This is a genomic window from Rhodobacter sp. Har01, from assembly GCF_020564565.1.
In the GTDB taxonomy this organism is placed as follows: domain Bacteria; phylum Pseudomonadota; class Alphaproteobacteria; order Rhodobacterales; family Rhodobacteraceae; genus Pseudogemmobacter.
In genome coordinates, this window is record NZ_JAJCTD010000003.1 from 175,432 (window position 1) to 192,542 (window position 17,111).

A 17,111-nucleotide genomic window follows, 5' to 3' on the forward strand; every position below is an offset into this window, starting at 1 on the left:
CCGCCGCTTATTCGGCCGCGATGGCGGTGGGGGCGGTTTCCCAGGGCGCGTCGAACAGGCCCCAGACCGGGTTGTTGATCGCCAGGTCCATGTCGCGGGCAAAGATCGCAAAGCCGTCATAGCCGTGGTAGGGGCCGGAGTAGTCCCAGCTGTGCATCTGACGGAACGGGATGCCCATCTTCTGCACCGGGTATTTCTCCTTGATCCCCGAACCGACGAGGTCGGGCCGCACCTTCTCGATGAAACGCTCCAGCTCATAGCCGGTCACGTCGTCGTAGATCAGGGTGCCTTCCTTTACGTAGTGGCCGGTGCGCTTGTAGTCGTCGCCGTGGGCGAATTCGTAGCCGGTGCCGGCGATGACCATGCCGAGGTCGTCATAGGCGGTGACCACGTGGCGCGGACGCAACCCGCCGACGTAGAGCATGACGCGCTTGCCCTCGAGCCGCGGCTTGTATTTGGCCAGGATGGCATCGACCAGCGGCTGATACTTGGCGATCACTTCTTCGGCCTTGGCCTGGATGGTGGCGTCGAACTTGGCGGCAATGGCGCGGATCGAGGCGGCAATCTGGCTGGGGCCGAAGAAGTTGTATTCGATCCACGGAACCCCGTAGGTTTCCTCCATGTGCCGGCAGATGTAGTTCATCGACCGGTAGCAGTGGATCAGGTTCAGCTTCGCCTTCGGCGCGCGTTCGATCTCGGCCAGGGTGGCATCGCCCGACCAGTTGCCGACGACGTTCAGGCCCATCTCTTCCAACAGCCGGCGCGAGGCCCAGGCATCGCCGCCGATGTTGTAGTCGCCGATGACGTTCACGTCATAGGGGCCGGCCTCGTAGTCGACGTCCTTCTTGTCGAACACCCAGTCGCGCACCGCGTCGTTGGCGATGTGGTGGCCCAAGGATTGCGACACGCCGCGGAAACCTTCGCAGCGGACCGGGACGATGGTCTTGCCGATCTCCTTGTTCTTCTTCTTGGCCACCGCGTTGATGTCGTCGCCGATCAGACCGATCGGGCATTCCGACTGGATGGTGATGCCGTTGTTCAGCGGGAACAGGCCGTCGATCTCGTCAATCGTCTTGTCCAGCTTCTTGTCGCCACCAAAGACGATGTCCTTTTCCTGGAAATCGGTGGTGAACTGCATCGTCACATAGCTGTCGATGCCGGTGGTGCCGGTATAGTAGTTGCGGCGCTGGCTCCAGGAATACTGGCCGCAGCCGACCGGGCCGTGGCTGATGTGGACCATGTCCTTGATCGGACCCCAGACCACGCCTTTCGAGCCGGCATAGGCGCAGCCGCGGATGGTCATCACCCCCGGCATCGACTTGATGTTCGATTTCACCAGATCGCATTTCGACACGATGCCGGTCACCGGATCGGCTTCGCCCTCGGGCTCGGCCCCGGCCACGCCCAGGTGTTTGGCGCGCTTCTTGCGGGATTTCTCGGGATAGGCGGACAGGACTTCCTCGATGAGGGCCTCATAGTCCGGCGTCCCGCTGGCTTGGTCCTTGGCCATTCTTTTGGCTCCTGTTCCTGCTGTGGGGGTGGGGGCCGGGCCGCAGCCCGGCCGATGCGGCGATCAGGCCTCGGCGGCGGCGGCGATGGCGGCCAGCCGGTCTTCCTCGGTCTGCATGATGCCGAAATCCATCAGCATCTGTTCCAGCTCTTCCATGGTGATCGGGGTCGGGATCACGCCTTGCCCCGAGTTCGCGTGGATCTTGCGCGCCAGTTCGCGGTATTCCTCGGCCTGCTTGCTGCCGGGGGCATACTGGATCACCGTCTCGCGGCGCAGCTCGGCGTGCTGCACGATATTGTCGCGCGGCACGAAGTGGATCATCTTGCAGCCCAGCCGCGCGGCAAGGGCCTCGGCCAGCTCCAGCTCGCGGTCGGTCTGGCGCTCGTTGCAGATCAGCCCGCCCAGACGGACCCCGCCCGAGTTGGCATACTTCAGGATGCCCTTGGCGATGTTGTTGGCGGCATAAAGCGCCATCATCTCGCCCGACATCACGATATAGATTTCCTGCGCCTTGTTCTCGCGGATCGGCATGGCGAAGCCGCCGCAGACCACGTCGCCCAGGACGTCGTAGCTGACGTAATCGACGTCCTCATAGGCGCCGTTCTCTTCCAGGAAGTTGATCGCGGTGATCACGCCGCGGCCGGCGCAGCCAACACCCGGCTCCGGCCCGCCGGCTTCGGTGCACTTGATGCCCTTGTAGCCGATCTTCATCACGTCTTCGAGTTCCAGGTCCTCGACCGACCCGGCCTCGGCGGCCAGGTGCAGCACGGTGTCCTGCAGCTTGGTGTTGAGGATCAGCCGGGTGCTGTCCGCCTTGGGGTCGCAGCCGACGATCAGGATCTTCTGACCCATCTCGACCAGCGCGGCGAGGGTGTTCTGCGAGGTGGTCGACTTTCCGATACCGCCCTTGCCGTAGAAGGCGATCTGACGAAGCTTGCCCATGTCGGGGTCCCTTTCGGTTCAAGGATACTGACGAGACGGCAAGGCCGCCGCTCTCAGGGAACCGATCAGCAGGAAACGTGCCAGGTCCGGGAATTCTTCCAAATGATTTAAAACCAAAGGCTTGACGGAAATCGCCCGGTCGTTCGGTGGCTGTGGCACTTCCGACAATGTGTGTCGGATGCGACAGTCCGGGTGGTGCGGCCGCTATTCGGCCGATACCCCGGCCCGCAGCGGTTGCTTCATGGCCGCGCGCCGGGCCTGCAGGATGGCGACCGTCTGGCTGGCCGAAACGCCCAGCGTCTGCAGCGCCGTGCCGGCCAGTTCCAGGCCGGTTCCCAGCACCTCGGGCACCACCTCGGTCGCACCCAGGCTGACCAGCCTGCCGGCGTGTTCGGCGTCGCGCGCCCGCACGATCACCGCCACATCGGCGCGCTCGGCGCGCACCGCCTCGACCACGCGTTCGGCGGTGGCCGCGTCATGCATGGTGACGATCACCGCCTGCGCCTCGTCCAGCCCGCATTTGCGCAGGAACTCGCGCCGCATCGCATCGCCATAGACCACGTCGCGCCCGGCCGCCCGGCCGCGCCGGACCCCGTCGGTATCGCGTGAGATCGCCAGGAAACTGCGCCCCTCGCTGTCCAGCACGTCGCAGACCAACTGGCCCACGCGGCCATAGCCGATCACGATGGTGCGGCCGGGCCGGACCGGCCCCGGTTCGGACTGGGCGGCGTCGGCCGCCCCGGCCCGGGTGATGCGCTGGCCGGCACGATGGCCCATCCGGGCCAGAACCGGCGTCAACAGCAGCGTGCCCGAGGCGACCAGCAGCATGAACTGCTCGACCTCGCGGGTCATCAGCCCGCTGGAACTGCCCAGGCTGAGCACCAGGAAGGCGAATTCGCCACCACCGGCCAGCAGCAGGCTGGCCTCGATCACCAGGGGCCAGGCCAGCCCGAACAGCCGGGCCAGCAGCGCGATGACCGCCGCCTTGATCGCCACCATCCCGAAGATCGAGATCGCCAGCATCAGCGGCGTGCGTGCCACCTCGGCCAGGTCGATCCGCATCCCGACCGAGATGAAGAACAGCCCCAGCAGCATGCCCTTGAACGGTTCGATGTCCACCTCGACCTGGCGGCGAAACTCGGTTTCCGCCAGCAGCAGCCCGGCCAGAAAGGCCCCCAGCGCCATCGACAGCCCGGCGAACTGGGTGATCAGCGAGGTTCCGACCACCACGAACAGGATCGTCGCCATGAACAGCTCGCGGTTGTGGGTCCGCGATACCAGCCGGAACAGCCGGCGCAGGATGAAATGACCAAAGCCGACGATCAGCAGGATCGCCCCGGCGGCCTGGGCCAGGGCCAGGCCCAGCCCCAGCCAGACCGACAAGGTCGCATCGGCGCCCTGCGCGACGGTGGCCCCGAACACCGCGATCAGGAACAGGATCGGCACCACGGCAAGGTCCTGCGCCAGCAGGACGGCAAAGATGATGCGGCCGGCGATCGTGACCAGCCGGCGCTGCTCGGCCAGCAGTTGCAGCACGACTGCGGTTGACGACAGCGCCAGGCAGGCACCGATCACCAGACTGGATTCGATCGGGTTGCCAAAGGCAAAGGCCACGCCGCTGATCACCGCCGTGGTCAGCACCACCTGACCGATGCCGAAGCCGAACACCCATCGCCGCAGCGTCCAGAGACGCCCGAATGACAATCCCAGCCCGATGGTGAACAGCAGGAAGGCAACGCCCAGTTCGGCCAGCCGGTCAACGGCGTCCTGCGACGAGATGGTGATCCAGCCCAGCCAGGGCAGGTCCTCGGCCAGCCGGCCGATGCTGTTCGGCCCCAGCACCAGGCCCGCGACCAGAAACCCCACCACCGGGCTGACGCGCAGCCGCGCCATCAAGGGAATCACCACGCCGGCGATGCCCAGGAACACCAGCGCTTCGCGATAAACCCCGATGTCGGTTGTCGTTGCCATGGTTCCGATCAATCACGAAGCCGCCGCCGTGGCGAGCGGTCATTGCACCGCTTGCCCGGCGTCATTCTGGCACAGTGGCGGAAAAGTCGGCACATTCGCGGCCGCCGCCGCGGGGGCATTTGCGGCCGCCGCCGCGGGGGCCGTCAATGGGTGCAGAGCGACTCGATCGTCGGCTTGTTGGGGCAGAAGTCGGGCATCCTGCGGGCAGAGCCGGACCCGGCCAGCCAGGCGTTGCAGCGCGACGGGTTCTGGCAACCTTCGCAGCGCGCGACGATCTCGGCCAGTTCGTCGCGGGTCAGCCAGCCATCGACCACCGCCTGCGGCAGGTTCACCCCTGCCACCCGTGCCATGCCACGGGTCAACCACCAGGCCCGAGGGGCATCCGTGTATCCGATCATCGCGTTGCCTCGTCCGGCTCAGGGTAAGTGCCGGCCAGAGTGCCAATGCTGCGGCAGCCGCGCCTTGACGCAAATCAAGCGCGCGGACCCCGGTCCGCGCCCGCAACGGGCCTAGCCGCCGATCTCGCGCACCGCTGCGGCGACCACGGCCTTGCGCTGTGCATTCGGCGGGTGGCTGCCCAGGAACCGGTCGCCCGGGTCGGGCAGCCGGTCGAAGAAGGCCGCCCCGCGCAGCGGGTCGAAACCGGCCGACCAGGCGATCTGCGCGCCCAGCCGGTCGGCTTCCAGTTCGAACTCCTTCGAATACTTCTGTGCCCCCAGCTTGGCGCCCACGTCCTGCGCCGCCCGCACCTCTTCGGCCGAAAGCCCGGTGGCCTGCGCCAGCACGCCGGCCAGCATCGCGCCGGTCAAGGCCTGGTCCTTGCGGCGCGGGATGTGGCCGGCAACATGGTGGGCCGCCTCGTGCCCCAGCACGAAGGCCAGTTCGTCGGCGTTCTGGGCCATGGCGACCAGCGCCCCGGTGAACACCAGATAGGGCCGCCCCGAGGCATCGACGGTCTGAAAGGCATTCGGCGGCAGGTCGGGCCGGTCGTCCACCGCGATGGCGAAATCGCAATTGCGCAGGGCGTCGCGCGCGCGGCAGGCGGCCTCGGCCACCGGCTCGACCCGGGCCGCGACTGCCGCAAACCCGGCGATTCCGGCCGGAGGGCCGGCGACGGGCGCGCCCGGATAGGGCGCCGAAGGCGGCGGGACCGCAGCCACGCAGCCGGCCAGCGCGGTCGCGGCCAGCAGGGCAATCAGCGGAAAACGGACAGGGCGGGTCGCGGGCATCGGCCGCAGACTAGCAAATCCGCGCGCCGCGGAAAGACCGCGCCGGGGCCGCTCGCGAAAGGTTGCGCGGGCCGGCGGCGCGGGCTAGCCTTGCCGCCATGTTCACCATCGAGCACGAATTCGACGCGACTGTCGTCACCCTCATCGACGAGGGGGACGGCCTGCCCTTGATGGGCGACGTGGTGATCTCGGGCTTCGAGGATTGCGTGACGGTCGAACAGACCGACCCCGACACCGACGAAGTCCAGCGCATCACGCTGTCGATGACCCAGATCGCCGACCTCGCCGCCGCGCTGAACCTGCCCGAGGGCAGCTACCGGATCGACCGCGCCCCGAAGGCCTGAGCCAGGCCTGCCGAGTGCAGGATCAGCCGCCGCCAGCCAGCAGCGCTGCCGCCACATCGGCCTCGGTCTTGCCGGCCGCGGTGGCGATCTCCGACAGGCTCTGGCCCGCTGCCGGGGTGAAACCGGCCGCGGTCAGCGCCGCCGTCACCGCCTCGGGCGTCTGTCCCAGCACCGGAGCCAGCGCCTCGGGCGAAGCCTTCATCACCTGGGCAAACAGCCGGAACTGCGGCGGACCACCGGCCTCGGTGCCACCCGTCGGCACCAGGAAGACCGCGGCCGCCACCAGCGAGGCCACCAGCCCGACCGCCATCGGCCTGCCGCGCAGATAGTTCAGCATCGGCCGCCAGTTCTTCCAGATGTGCAGCACGAAGGGCAGGATCAGCACCAGGCTCAGCCATTCGTGCATGCCGTGAAAGCCCGAGGGTCCGATGTGGAAGAACAGCGCCAGCCCCGAGACCAGAGAGACCAGGAACAACCCGGTGATGAACGGGGTGGCGTAACGCGCAAAGACGGTGGGCATGGCAAGCGACCTTGGTTGCGATGGATTCCCTCATCTTTACGCGGCAGCGCAGCATTTCCGTCGCGGCAGGCGACGGAATCGTCCGGACCTCGGGGGATCAATCCAGCCGGAACACCTTGTCGCGGGCCTTGGCGCCGCGGATCAGGGTCAGCCGCGTCTTGGCCACGCCCAGCGCGCGCGCCAGCAGCACCTGTGCCGCGGCCGTGGCGCGGCCGTCCTCGGGCACCACCGTCACCGCGATGCGGATCGGCGGCCCGGGCTCCAGCGCCTCGCGCCGGGCGTTCGGGGTGACGCGCACCGCGATCTCGGCGCCGGGGGTGGCCAGGTCGGTCAGGTCGGGCAGGTCCATCTGGTTCCCTCTGGCCCTGCACCCTGCCCCGCGTCTAGGCTGGCCGCAAGGGAGGACCCGCCGATGACCACCGCCTTCTTCACCGACGAGCGCTGCTTTTGGCATGGCGGCGGCAACTACGCCTTCACCCTGCCGACGGGCGGTCTGGTACAACCCGGCGGCGGCCTGCCGGAAAGCCCCGAGACCAAGCGACGACTGCGCAACCTGCTTGAGGTGACGGGGCTGTTGCGCGACCTTGACGTCCGGTCGGCCCCCGAGGCCAGCTGGGAGGAGATGTCCCGCGTCCACCCCGAAAGCTACCTTCGGGCGTTCAAGGCAGCGTCCGACGCGGGCGGCGGAGAGCTGGGCCTGCGCACCCCGTTCGGCCGCGGCGGCTTCGAGATTGCCGCGCTGTCGGCGGGGCTGGCGACTGCGGCGCTGCGCGCGGTGCTGGCGGGCGAGGCGGCGAACGCCTACGCGCTGTCGCGCCCGCCGGGCCACCATTGCCTGCCCGACTTCCCCAACGGCTTCTGCCTCTTGAACAACATCGGCATCGCCATCCGCGCCGCCCGGGCCGAAGGCCGGATCGGCCCTGTGGCGGTGGTCGATTGGGACGTGCACCATGGCAATGGCACCGAGGCGGTGTTCTGGGATGACCCCGAGGTGCTGACCATCAGCCTGCATCAGGACCGCAACTACCCGCTCGACACCGGCGCGGTCGAGGCGCGCGGTGGCGGACTGGGCGAAGGCTACAACCTCAATCTTCCCCTGCCGCCCGGCTGCGGGCACGTTGCCTACCTGCATGCCTTCGACCGGGTGGTGCTGCCTGCCCTGTACCGCTTCCGTCCCGAGACCATCGTCGTCGCCTGCGGCTACGACGCCTCGGCGCTGGATCCGCTGGGCCGGATGCTGTGCACCGCGGAAACCTTCCGGGCCATGACACAGGCGGTGAAACAGGCTGCGGCAGACCTCTGCGGCGGCCGCCTCGTGCTGGTCCATGAAGGCGGATATTCCGAGGTCCACGTGCCGTTCTGCGGCCATGCGGCGATCGAGGAACTGGCCGGCAGCGCGATCCGCGCCCCCGACCCGCTGGCAACCACCCTTGAGAAACGCCAGCCTGCCGCGAGCTTCGACCGCTTTGCCCAGGCCTGGATCGACGAGGCCGCCGTCGCCCTGGGCCTCTGACCGAGGCTTCAAGACCGGAGCGGCCGCAAGCGCGGCCGCACGCCTTTCCTCTCGCCTCTGCGCGCAAGCGCGCAACCGGCTCGGCCGCCCGGCCGCACCGCGACGCTTCTGCTGGGGCGGGGCTCCCGGCATCGGCCGGGGATGCCTCCGGCGGGGATATTTATGGACAGATGAAAGCCCACGTCCTTTCATCTGTCCCCAAATATCCCGGGGGTGCGGGGGCTGGCCCCCGCCTTCCGAGGAGAAGCGCGCCTTCGCGCGCGACGAGACAAAGGACGTGCGCACGCTTGCGGGCGCTCCGCTGGATCACGCCCCGTGGTCGGGGGCGCGGCGCGAGGGGGCGAGGTAAGGCCGGGTCACGTCTTCCAGCCGCAGGTCCAGCGTCTCGACCTCCAGAGCCACGGCGCCGTCGCCGGCCAGCACCAAGGTCAGCCGCCCGGTGCCGTCGCGCCCCGGCGCCCAGTCCAGCGCCAGGATCGACAGCACCTGGTCGGCGTCGCGGCGATCGATGCCCTGGCTGCGCACCGCCCGCACATCCTCGACCGTCAGCAAGCTGCGAACGCGTTCGAACGGCCGGCCCTCGCGTTCCGCCGCCGCGCGGTCTTCCCAGCGGAACCGGTTCACCAGAACGGCGAACCGCCGCCGGCGGGCGTCGTAGCGCATCTCGGTCGCCGGCAGCACCGCGTCCTGCAGCAGGGCCGAGACGACGGGCACATCCGCCACCACCTGCGCCAGCAGCCGCAGCGGCCCCTCGTCACCGTCCTGAAAGCGCGCGTCCACCATCAGTTGCCCGTGATCCGTTCGATCTGCGCCCCGCAGGCCGACAGCTTTTCCTCGACCCGCTCATAGCCGCGATCCAGGTGATAGACCCGGCTCACCACCGTCTCGCCTTCGGCCGCCAGCCCGGCCAGGATCAGGCTGACGCTGGCGCGCAGGTCGGTCGCCATCACCGGCGCGCCGCGCAGCCGTTCGACCCCGGTCACCCGGGCCGTGCCGCCATGCACGTCGATCCGCGCGCCCATCCGGATCAGTTCGGGCGCGTGCATGAAGCGGTTCTCGAAGATCTTCTCTTCCAGCACGCTGACCCCCTCGGCGGTGCAGAGCAGCGCCATCATCTGCGCCTGCAGGTCGGTCGGGAATCCCGGGAAGGGTTCGGTCACCACGTCCACCGCCCGCACCCGGCCATTCTTGCGCGACACCTTCAGCCCGCGTGGCGTTTCGGTGATCGAGACCCCGGCCTCGTCCAGCTTCTCGGCAAAGGCGCCGACCAGCTCCAGCCGGCCGCCCAGGCACTCGACCTCGCCGCCGGCGATGGCCGGCACCAGCATGTAGGTGCCCAGCTCGATCCGGTCGGTCACCACCGGATGCGTGGCACCGTGCAGCCGGTCCACCCCTTGCACGGTGATCGTGCCGGTCCCCTCGCCGTCGATCTGCGCGCCCATCTTGCGCAGACAGCGGGCCAGATCGACGATCTCCGGCTCGCGCGCGGCGTTCTTCAGCACCGTGGTGCCGCGGGCCAGCGTCGCCGCCATCAGCGCGTTTTCCGTGGCGCCGACCGAGACGAAAGGGAAGTCCACCACCGCACCCTTCAGCCGCCCGCCCGGCGCGCGGGCATGGACATAGCCGTCGCGCAGATCCAGTTCTGCCCCCATCGCCTCCAGCGCCTTGAGGTGCAGGTCGACCGGGCGCGCGCCGATGGCACAGCCGCCGGGCAGCGACACCACCGCATGCCCGTCGCGCGCCAGCATCGGCCCCAGCACGAGGATCGAGGCCCGCATCTTGCGGACGATGTCGTAATCGGCCTTGTGGTTGTCGATGTTATGGCTGGACAGCGCCAGCACCAGCCCGTCCTGCAGCGCCGCCACCTCGGCCCCCAGCGACTGCAGAAGCTGCGTCATGGTGGCGATGTCCGACAGCCGCGGCGCGTTGGTCAGGGTCAGCGGCTCTTCGCTGAGCAGCGTGGCCGGCATCAACGCCAGACAGGCGTTCTTCGCCCCCGCGATCGGGATCTCGCCCTTCAGCGGGCCATTGCCCCTGACCAGAATGGAATCCATGCCCGCCTCACCTAACCCTTGTTCTTCTCGTCCGGCACGTCCCCGGTCCGCGCCCTGGCCTGCGCCTTGCGCCGCCCCATGTTCGCCTTCAGCGCCGCTTTCAGCCGATCCTGACGCGCCCCGGCCTGTGTCGGCGCCGCAGCAGGCTTGCCGGTGTTGCCCGGCATATCGGACTTGGGGGTCTCACGCATCGCAAACCCCATACCCCAGCGCGCGCCAGGGGTCCAGAGAGGCCGCGAAAAGGGGGTTGCGAACCGCCGGGCCTTCGTCTATCTCCGCCGCCACCAACGGCGCTGCAGTAGCTCAGTGGTAGAGCACTCCCTTGGTAAGGGAGAGGTCGAGAGTTCAATCCTCTCTTGCAGCACCATCTTTCCTCCTTTCAGATCAGGAAGATAGGCGCTATCAAGGGCTTAGATCGACTTCGGTTCCGCACCGGAGTCAGGCGATCCCTGCGTGTCCGATGGCGGTCGCAGGACCTGGTCGGTGCCGCTGGTGACGATGTGGACGGCGCCTTGCAGGCACGCGGGCCTGCATCGCCGTGCAAGCCGCAGCGCCGGCCCTCTGGCCGCGGTCGATCCTTCGCCCCGCGTCGGGCTGGTCAGGATCAGGTCAACCGGCGCGGTGGTTCGTCCCGGGGCACACCGGGCCAGGGTCGGACGGCGGCTGGTGCCGGCCCGGGGCCTGCGCCATCGTGTTGCGGGCGACGAAGACCCGGGCGAAGACGCTTGATTGTGAAGGCCGCGGCACTATTCTGCCGCGAAACGTTGTCAACAGGTGGTCCCGTGCATCTCAAGTCTTGCCTTTCCTGTCTATTCATTGCCTTCGTCACTCCGGCCCTTGCAGCGCCCTGTTCCGATACCGGTGGCAACTACGAAGCCTGGAAACCCGTGATGGCCGACGAGGCCCGCGCCGCGGGTGTCGGCAACCGCGGCATCGACGCGCTGATGGCCTCGTCCTATTCCAAGGCCACGATCTCGGCCGACCGCAACCAGAAAAGCTTCAAGTACAGCCTGGAGAAATTCCTTCAGGTCCGCGGCGCCGAGACGATCATCTCGCAGGGGCGCAGCCGCAAGAAGAAGAACGCCGAGTTCTACGCCGCGCTGGAACAGCAATACGGCGTGCCCGCCGGGGTGCTGCTGGCCATCCACGGCATGGAGACCGGCTTTGGCGGATTCATGGGCGACACCAATGTCGTCTCCGCCATCGCCACCCTGGCCTATGACTGCCGCCGCTCGGACTACTTCACCCCGCATCTGATCGGCGCGCTGAAACTGGTTGACCGCGGCTCGATCAGCGCCGCGACCGTGGGCGCAAAGCATGGCGAGCTGGGGCATACCCAGTTCCTGCCCGGCAATGCGTTGAACTACGGGGTCGACGGCAACGGCGACGGCCGCATCGACCTGACCAACCAGACCGATGCGCTGGCCTCGACGGCGAATTTCCTGCGCAAGAAGGGCTGGCGACCCGGCAAGGGCTATCAGGAAGGCGAGCCGAACTTTGCCGTGATCAAGGAATGGAACGCCGCCCGGGTCTACCAGCAGGCCATCGCGCTGATGGGCGCGCGCATCGACGGCTGACCAAGGCGCCTGGCCGGAATCATTCCCCCGGCACCGCCACGCGGGCGGAGGGGCCGTCGGTCGGGCCGTCGGTCGGGCCGTCGGGCGGGCGGGCGGGCGGGCGGGCGGGCGCGTTCAGGGCCCGCGGCAGGGCCTTGCCCTCGTTCACCCGGCCGCGCCCGGCCTGCTTGGCGGCATAGAGCGCGACATCGGCGGCAGCCAGCACGCCCGAGGGATCGGCGGCCTCGCCCTCGCGCACGATGACATAGCCGATGCTGCCCGAGATGCGGCAGATCTCGCCCTTGAACAGGATCGGCTGCTTCAACTCGTCCACGATCCGCTCGGCGATGCGGGCGATGCGCGGCCCGTCGGTCATGCCGGGCAGGATCAGCACGAATTCGTCGCCCCCCACCCGCGCCAGCGAATCCATCGCCCGGCAGACCCGGCGCAGCACCGCGGCCACCGCCACCAGCACATGGTCGCCGGCGGCATGGCCCAGCCAGTCGTTGACCTGCTTGAAATAGTCCAGGTCCAGATGCAGCAGCGCAAAGGCCATGCGCTCGCGGCATTGGCGGGCCAGCAGGCTGTCGCTGGCGCGGCGGTTGCGCAGGCCGGTCAGCGGGTCGGTCAAGGCCTCTTCCTCGGCCTGCACCCGCGCGCCGTCCAGCCGGCCGCTCATCGCCCGCATCTCGCCCATCACGGCGGCATTCGCCTCGGCCAGATACAGCACCTCCATCGTCATGTCGGTCGGGGCAAAGTCGGCGTCCGACAGGTGCAGCATTGCCACCGCGCGCGGGCAGTCGATGCCGAAGGACAGGTTCAGCAGCCAGCCATCGTCCGGGCGCCCCAGCGGCACCGCCACCCCGCGCAGCCGCAGCGCCGGCACCTCGCCGCGCGGGATCAGGTTCAGCTTGTGCCCGGCGCGGTCCGCAAAGGCCGCCATGTCGGCGATCCGCGTCGGGCCGCGCATCTCGAACAGGCTCAGGATCGACCGGCCGACCAGCCGCTGACCGGCGAACAGCCGCTTCAGCGTTGGGCCGACCTGGCGAACCCGGCCCGAGGCCGACAGCACGACGTGCATCGGCATCAGCCAGGCCAGCACTTGCGGGCGCAACGTAACTTCGGACCGCCGGCGGTGCCGGGACCGTCGCTCAGCCATGGGCCACCTCGACCGGTGCAAGGACGAATTTGCGGCCGCTGGCATAGTCGGCCTCGTGCAACCGGATCGACAGCACCACGCCGGTGCCTTCCAACGGCTCGGCCTCAATGACGACCAGCGCGCCGTAGTCATCGGCCATGGCGCGCAGGACGCCGATCAGCACGTGGCCCAGGCAGGGCATCGCCAGCGGGCAGGACAGGGTGAAATGGCCATGCGCCACCTCTTCCAGCAGAACCGGCGGAATCTGGATATCCGGCAGGGCCAGACGCGCGCGGTCGGGCAGTTCCTCGACCGACAGCAGGAAATCGGCATAGCTCACTCCGCCAAAGCGCAGCAGCCGGCGCGGCGCCTGATTGGCAGAGTTGGTCACGATATAGGTTCCCAGGTCTTCCAGAACCACGTCAGCGGGACGTTCCAGCACGGCCGAGGTGGCGTTCAGCACCTTGTGGAACAGCGCCATGTCATAGGGCAGCAGGGGTTCGAACCCCTGACCCATGAAACCGGCACGGGTCAGGATCTGCCCCCAGGGATCCGCCCCGAAGGTGGTCGAGACATAGCCCTGCAGGGCGCGCAGAAACAGACCGAACATGGGCAAGACCATCGTGATTCCCGCCGAAGGCTACTGCGCGCCAGTTAACAAGCCGCAAAAAACACATCCGTTGGTCAAGATTTTGGGCGGCGGCGCGGTGCAGGGCCTGCACTCAGCCCATCGGCTCGGCGGCGGCGCCGCGATGGTGCTTCCAAAGCAGGCCAAGCCCGGGCAGGAACAGCGCAAACCCGATCAGGATCGAGGGACCCAGCAGCAGCAGCGGACTGCTCTGCCACAGGGCCGGGTCGGTCAGGCCGGTCGGGCAAGGGCGGCAGGCGGGGCTGCAACGGATCAGCCGCAGGGCCGGCGCAGCCGCCAGCGCAGCACCCGGGCCAAGCCAGCGCAGCAGCACCGTCGGCAGCGGCACCGGCACGGCCGGCGGCATCGGCCGAGGCGCGGTCGCGGGCCGATACCGGCCGCTTCGCAGGGTCTCCGCCAGGCTGGCCACCGTGTCCGTGCAGGAGGTCCAGTCCGGGCGCGGCGGCAAGGCGCGCAACGCAGCCCGGGCGCCCGGCAGCAGTGCCGCCAGATGGCGCAGCGACATCTCCAGCCGCTCTGCCTTGCGGGCCGCCTCGCCGGTTTCCGCGGCCGGCAGGTCCAGCCCCTGAGCCCGGGCGACATCGTCGACGGCGTCCCAGATCTCCTCCTCGTCCAGGCCCAGACCCTGCAAGGCCGCGTCATCGGCAAAGTCAAAAGCCGGGCGGCCCGAGATTTCGGACAGCGCTTCCCGCAGGGCGTCTTCGATGCAGCGTCTCTCGGTCATGGCAGCAGCCTGCCACGCGACTCGGGCAGGATTCTGGCCGTCCCGACGCGGTCGCAAGGCATGACACAGCGTCAGGACACGCGGCCAAACCCGTGGGCTGCTTTGCGGCCCGGCCTGTCCCAGCATCGGACAGCGCTCAGAAATCCGTCGGCGCCCCGCCTTCCTGCTTGCGGCGGGCCACGAAGCGGGCCAGTTCCTCCTGTGCCGTTCCATCCATTTCGGGCGGCTCGAACTCGGCCATGATCTGCTTCCAGATCCGGTGCGCCCGTTCCACCGTCCAGACCGACCCGTCGGCCTGCCAGGCTTCATAGTTCCGCCAGTCGCTGACGAAGGGGGCGTAAAAGGCGGTCTGATAGCGGTCCTGGGTGTGCTGGCAGCCGAAGTAATGCCCGTTCGGCCCGACCTCGCGGATGGCGTCGAAGGCCAGGTCGTCGTCGGTCGAGGCAAAGGTCGCCGCTTCAAAATAGCGCTGGATCATCTGCAAGACCTCGCAGTCCATGACGAACTTCTCCGGGCTGGCGATCAGCCCGCCCTCCAGCCAGCCGGCGGCGTGGTAAACCATGTTCGACCGGCTCTGCACCGCCGACCACAGGCTGTTCGAGGTCTCCCACATCGCCTGCCCGTCCGGCACGTTCGCGGCACAAACGCCGCTGGCCCGCATCGGCACGCCGTAGAACCGCACCAGTTGCCCGGTCATCTGCGTCGCCCGCATGTATTCCGGCGTGCCAAAGGCCGGCGCGCCCGACTTCATGTCGACGTTGCTGGTAAAGGTGCCGATCGCCACCGGGCAGCCCGGCGCGATGAACTGCAGCAGCGCCACCGCGGCCAGCGCCTCGGCAATGGACAGCGTCACCGCACCCGCCATCGTCACCGGCGCCATCGCGCCCGCCAGGGTGAAGGGCGTCACCACCACCGGCTGGCCGCGCTTGGCCAGCCGCATCGCGCCATCCAGCATCGGATAGTCATGCTTCAGCGGGCTGACCGAGTTGATGTTGGTGTACATCCGCGGCTTCGCCTGGAACTCGGCCTCGGACAGCCCGCCGGCGATGCGGACCATCTCCATCACGTCCTCGACCCGCTCGGCGCCCAGGCTGTAGGCGTGACAGACCTTGTCGGTCAGCGTCAGCTTTTCATAGAGGCAATCCAGATGCCGGACCGAGGGGTGAATGTCCTGCGGCTCGACCGGGTAGCCGCCGGCGACGTGGATGCAGTTGAAATACTGCGTCAGCCGCAGGAAATCCTTGAAGGTCTCGAAGTCGCCGGACCGCTTGCCGCGCTCCATATCCCAGGCGTTGGGCGGCGACGAGACGTTGACGAAGACCATGTGCTTGCCGCCCATGACGATCTCGCGGGCCGGGTTGCGCGGCGTGATGGCAAAGGTCTCGGGCGCGCGGCCCACCATCTCCATCACGAAATCCTCGTCCATGCGGACGTTGGTGCCGTTGACGATGCAGCCGGCGTGCCTGAGGTGCGCCACCGCGTCGGGGTTCAGGAACTCGATCCCGATCTCGCGCAGGATGCGCATCGCCGCCTTGTGGATGCGCTGCACACCTTCGGCATCCAGCGGTTCGGTCGGCTGGTCAGGGTTGACCGGAATCCGCCAGGGCATCTGGTCGATGGTGGCCGAACCGGCCCGCGCCTTCATCCCGGCCCGGCCCCCGGCCCGGCGCTTGCGGCCATCATCGTTCATCCGATCGTCTCCCCGGCAAAGCTCTGGGCCGAAGGATGGCGCTGCCGCCCGCGCGACGTCACGTTGCCAGCGACGGAAACGAGTCGTTTTTCGGCCTTTGTCAGGCCTGCAGCCGGTCCAGCAGCGCCGGCAGCGCGCCGATGTCGGGCAGAACGGCCTCGGCCAGGGGGGCCAGGTCGGCGGCCGTCGCGATGCCGGTCAGCACCGCGATCGTGCGCATCCCGGCCGCGCGGCCGGCCTCAAGGTCATGCCGGCTGTCGCCCACCATCAGCACCCGGCCCGGTTCAAGCCCCTGAGAGACGGCAAAGGCCCGACACATGCCCGGGCCGGGCTTCGGACCATACCCCGAGTCGTAGCCGGCGATGAAATCCAGCAGACCGGTCAGCCCGTGCGCCGCCAGATGCGCCCGGGCCGGGGCCTCGCTGTCGTTGGTCGCCACCCCCAGCCGCAGCCCCCGCGCGCGCAACGCCGTCAGCAGCGGCACCAGCGGCACCGCCTCGGCCATCGCCACGCCGGCCGCCGCCTCGTCGATCGCCTCGCGCAGCGCGCCCAGGTCGCGGCCCGGCAGGTGCGGCAAGAGGGTGGCCGCGATGTCGGCGGCGGTGGCGGCGATCACCACGCTGTCGGGCCGGAAGCTGCGCTCGGCAGGCAGGAAACCGATCGCCTCGGCCATCTGGCCGGCATGGTTCTCGTCCCTGGCAAGGCCGGCCAGAAAGCCTTCGGCCCAGCGGCCCCAGCTGACGCGGAAGTCGAACAGCGTGCCGTCCTTGTCGAAGACGATCCCGTCGATCATGGTCGCCTGCCTTCCTTGCCGTCCCGGTGCTGGCAGCAGTGTTGACGGCTGCGGCGGCGAAAGGCAATCAGGTCCAGTTCGGCACCTCGCCGCCGGCCAGAACGGCTCGGGCGCGGGCGACGTCTTCGGGCGGAACGCCGGCCTCGCGGGCAAAGGCCAGCACCAGATTGTCCTCGGACAGGACGCAATCCAGCACCGACGCCAGCAGGTCGGGGTCGTCGGCGCGGGCGCGGATCGTCGCCGCGCTGGTGCCTGTCGCGGCCAGGAAGGCCCCGAAGGCCGCCTCCTGGCCAGCCAGGAAAGCCAGGGCCTGCAAGGCCAGGGTTTGGGCGGATTCTTGCCGCATCTGGACGTTATCCCCAGTGTAAAACCACTTATTCACAGCCTGTTCGCGGAGTTGTGCGCTAATCTCGCCGGCAATCCGGAAACCGGAAAGGATTTCTTAACCTTCTCGGTAACACATTGGTCACCATATGGC

Annotated in this window: 19 protein-coding genes and 1 tRNA gene; 4 read left to right on the forward strand and 16 right to left on the reverse strand. The window is 68.6% G+C overall.

The window, feature by feature from the left end; translation table 11 throughout:
- Positions 1-7: 7 nt before the first annotated feature.
- From nifD to LHP98_RS09355, 5 genes are all read right to left on the reverse strand, one after another.
- A complete protein-coding gene (nifD, locus tag LHP98_RS09335; protein ID WP_227252265.1) occupies positions 8-1,510 on the reverse strand; it encodes a nitrogenase molybdenum-iron protein alpha chain in 1,503 nt (500 codons plus the stop codon).
- 63 nt (positions 1,511-1,573) lie between these two features.
- Positions 1,574-2,452 carry a nitrogenase iron protein gene (gene nifH / locus LHP98_RS09340; RefSeq protein WP_227252266.1) on the reverse strand — a complete coding sequence of 293 codons (879 nt, stop codon included), beginning with the start codon at positions 2,450-2,452 and terminating at the stop codon, positions 1,574-1,576.
- Positions 2,453-2,656: 204 nt separating this feature from the next.
- Complete coding sequence (locus LHP98_RS09345; RefSeq protein ID WP_227252267.1) at positions 2,657-4,423, reverse strand: cation:proton antiporter; 1,767 nt, start codon at positions 4,421-4,423, stop codon at positions 2,657-2,659.
- A gap of 143 nt (positions 4,424-4,566) precedes the next feature.
- A complete protein-coding gene (locus LHP98_RS09350; protein ID WP_227252268.1) occupies positions 4,567-4,821 on the reverse strand; it encodes a DUF6455 family protein in 255 nt (84 codons plus the stop codon).
- A 111-nt stretch (positions 4,822-4,932) separates the two neighbouring features.
- Positions 4,933-5,652, reverse strand: a complete 720-nt coding sequence (locus tag LHP98_RS09355; protein ID WP_227252269.1) for a M48 family metallopeptidase — start codon at positions 5,650-5,652, stop codon at positions 4,933-4,935.
- A 98-nt stretch (positions 5,653-5,750) separates the two neighbouring features.
- Here LHP98_RS09355 and LHP98_RS09360 point away from each other — a divergent pair, with 98 nt between their 5' ends.
- Positions 5,751-5,996 carry a hypothetical protein gene (locus LHP98_RS09360; RefSeq protein ID WP_227252270.1) on the forward strand — a complete coding sequence of 82 codons (246 nt, stop codon included), beginning with the start codon at positions 5,751-5,753 and terminating at the stop codon, positions 5,994-5,996.
- Positions 5,997-6,018: 22 nt separating this feature from the next.
- Here the strand turns inward: LHP98_RS09360 and LHP98_RS09365 are convergent, their stop codons facing one another.
- The gene (locus tag LHP98_RS09365; protein ID WP_227252271.1) at positions 6,019-6,516 is read right to left on the reverse strand and encodes a DUF4405 domain-containing protein; all 498 of its coding nucleotides are present in this window, start codon (positions 6,514-6,516) and stop codon (positions 6,019-6,021) included.
- A gap of 97 nt (positions 6,517-6,613) precedes the next feature.
- Entirely contained in the window at positions 6,614-6,865 is a 252-nt protein-coding gene (locus LHP98_RS09370) for a DUF167 domain-containing protein (protein WP_227252272.1), read from the reverse strand.
- 63 nt (positions 6,866-6,928) lie between these two features.
- Between LHP98_RS09370 and LHP98_RS09375 the strand changes: the two genes are divergently transcribed.
- Positions 6,929-8,029: a class II histone deacetylase gene (locus LHP98_RS09375; protein WP_227252273.1), complete on the forward strand. Its 1,101-nt coding sequence runs from the start codon at positions 6,929-6,931 to the stop codon at positions 8,027-8,029.
- Positions 8,030-8,335: 306 nt separating this feature from the next.
- Here the strand turns inward: LHP98_RS09375 and LHP98_RS09380 are convergent, their stop codons facing one another.
- Genes LHP98_RS09380 through LHP98_RS09390 form a run of 3 tightly spaced genes read right to left on the reverse strand, consistent with a single transcriptional unit; the run spans position 8,336 to position 10,274 of the window.
- Positions 8,336-8,812 (reverse strand): DUF2948 family protein, encoded by a 477-nt coding sequence (locus LHP98_RS09380; RefSeq protein ID WP_227252274.1) that lies wholly within the window; start codon positions 8,810-8,812, stop codon positions 8,336-8,338.
- Positions 8,812-10,083 (reverse strand): UDP-N-acetylglucosamine 1-carboxyvinyltransferase, encoded by a 1,272-nt coding sequence (gene murA, locus LHP98_RS09385; protein ID WP_227252275.1) that lies wholly within the window; start codon positions 10,081-10,083, stop codon positions 8,812-8,814. The genes LHP98_RS09380 and murA overlap by 1 nt, the downstream gene beginning before the upstream one ends.
- Positions 10,084-10,094: 11 nt before the next feature.
- Positions 10,095-10,274 (reverse strand): hypothetical protein, encoded by a 180-nt coding sequence (locus tag LHP98_RS09390; RefSeq protein ID WP_227252537.1) that lies wholly within the window; start codon positions 10,272-10,274, stop codon positions 10,095-10,097.
- A gap of 101 nt (positions 10,275-10,375) precedes the next feature.
- Between LHP98_RS09390 and LHP98_RS09395 the strand changes: the two genes are divergently transcribed.
- Positions 10,376-10,450 (forward strand) — tRNA-Thr (locus LHP98_RS09395).
- Between the two features lie 415 nt (positions 10,451-10,865).
- Positions 10,866-11,660: a lytic transglycosylase domain-containing protein gene (locus tag LHP98_RS09400; RefSeq protein WP_319638929.1), complete on the forward strand. Its 795-nt coding sequence runs from the start codon at positions 10,866-10,868 to the stop codon at positions 11,658-11,660.
- A 19-nt stretch (positions 11,661-11,679) separates the two neighbouring features.
- On the opposite strand, the gene LHP98_RS09405 is transcribed toward LHP98_RS09400, so the two are convergent.
- The 6 genes from LHP98_RS09405 to LHP98_RS09430 form a co-directional block, all read right to left on the reverse strand.
- A complete protein-coding gene (locus LHP98_RS09405; protein ID WP_227252276.1) occupies positions 11,680-12,798 on the reverse strand; it encodes a sensor domain-containing diguanylate cyclase in 1,119 nt (372 codons plus the stop codon).
- A complete protein-coding gene (locus LHP98_RS09410) occupies positions 12,791-13,387 on the reverse strand; it encodes a heme NO-binding domain-containing protein (protein WP_227252277.1) in 597 nt (198 codons plus the stop codon). The genes LHP98_RS09405 and LHP98_RS09410 overlap by 8 nt, the downstream gene beginning before the upstream one ends.
- 112 nt (positions 13,388-13,499) lie before the next feature.
- Complete coding sequence (locus LHP98_RS09415) at positions 13,500-14,150, reverse strand: hypothetical protein (protein WP_227252278.1); 651 nt, start codon at positions 14,148-14,150, stop codon at positions 13,500-13,502.
- Positions 14,151-14,286: 136 nt separating this feature from the next.
- Positions 14,287-15,840 (reverse strand): trimethylamine methyltransferase family protein, encoded by a 1,554-nt coding sequence (locus LHP98_RS09420; RefSeq protein WP_227252279.1) that lies wholly within the window; start codon positions 15,838-15,840, stop codon positions 14,287-14,289.
- Between the two features lie 100 nt (positions 15,841-15,940).
- Complete coding sequence (locus tag LHP98_RS09425; protein WP_227252280.1) at positions 15,941-16,633, reverse strand: HAD family hydrolase; 693 nt, start codon at positions 16,631-16,633, stop codon at positions 15,941-15,943.
- Positions 16,634-16,700: 67 nt separating this feature from the next.
- Complete coding sequence (locus LHP98_RS09430; protein ID WP_227252281.1) at positions 16,701-16,979, reverse strand: DUF3572 family protein; 279 nt, start codon at positions 16,977-16,979, stop codon at positions 16,701-16,703.
- Between the last annotated feature and the right edge of the window lie 132 nt (positions 16,980-17,111).